Source organism: Enterobacter sp. PL1 (assembly GCF_945957325.1).
In the GTDB taxonomy this organism is placed as follows: Bacteria; Pseudomonadota; Gammaproteobacteria; order Enterobacterales; family Enterobacteriaceae; genus Enterobacter; species Enterobacter roggenkampii.
Map to the genome: position 1 here is coordinate 1 of NZ_CAMFKT010000093.1, position 916 is coordinate 916.

At 38.3% G+C, this 916-nt stretch carries 2 protein-coding genes and 1 pseudogene; all 3 read right to left on the reverse strand.

Annotated features, from left to right (window positions below):
* A partial coding sequence (locus N6P30_RS24405) for an Hcp family type VI secretion system effector (protein ID WP_260630013.1) occupies positions 1–378 on the reverse strand: 378 nt, incomplete at its 3' end.
* Positions 378–734 carry a putative T6SS immunity periplasmic lipoprotein gene (locus N6P30_RS24410; RefSeq protein ID WP_023293071.1) on the reverse strand — a complete coding sequence of 119 codons (357 nt, stop codon included), beginning with the start codon at positions 732–734 and terminating at the stop codon, positions 378–380. The genes N6P30_RS24410 and N6P30_RS24405, both read right to left, overlap by 1 nt.
* Positions 731–916: pseudogene (locus tag N6P30_RS24415) on the reverse strand (type IV secretion protein Rhs); the annotation flags it as partial. The pseudogene N6P30_RS24415 and the gene N6P30_RS24410, both read right to left, overlap by 4 nt.

Genomic DNA, 916 nt, shown 5'->3' on the forward strand with positions numbered 1-916 from the left:
GGCCGAACTGCCTGGATAGTATACATGCGTAAAATCTAAAGATGAGATTACCACGCTATCAAGCGTGATGGTGTAGATCTCTCTTTCTGCTCCCGCTTCAATAATTTCATAATATTTAATAATGGCTTTTTGCAGGCGTCTTCCTTCGCAAGCGACAACGGCAAGGTAAGGACTTACCTTATCTAATTGCTTATGCAGCGTAACCGGGCCATGCTGTCGTGTTCCGGTCATATTTCCGGTATGACTATCGACGGCTTGTTTTACACCATAGCTGCTGTTCATGATTTCGATAGCACCTTCTCTACCTGGCATCATACATTCGCCCTGTACGAGCATTCCGTTCTCGTCGTAGAGAAATAGGTAAGCGGGTAGTGACATTATCGTTCTCCTAAATTTATTAGCTTGCCATTTTTATCGATATCGAACTGATGTACATATTCTTTGCCATTTAAGCCGTAGTGAATTACGTAAGTATGTTCATTCTCCCATTTAATATTCATACAGGTATCAGGATAGGAAAGGTTTAAATCACCGTATCCGGAACCCGCCATTATGCTTATCTGATGGGATTTGCTTGAATATATTGTATAATACTTCAATATGTCATTCTTATTTATGCTGAAACAAATATGATTGCCATTAATAAAAGTTAGTCGTGTTTTTGGGGCTCGTTTACCACCGGGGCAACCGGTAATTGAAATACACATAGCTATAATGAATAGCAGTTTTTTCATCCGGGAAATCCTTTTAAGACTGTTTGGTATTTACTCAGGAGATAATAGAGTGTTTCTTTAAGATGCAGATCGCGATATTGTAATAAACTTTGATTTTTATCCAGACCAAAGTATTTCAATAACCAGTAATCGCTTACAATTGATGCTTGTTGTTCTAACCCATAATGCAATAAATCTACTTT

Excerpts from the sequence above, each read along its gene's own strand:
- N6P30_RS24410 (WP_023293071.1), bottom strand. The coding sequence starts at position 734 with ATGAAAAAACTGCTATTCATTATAGCTATGTGTATTTCAATTACCGGT.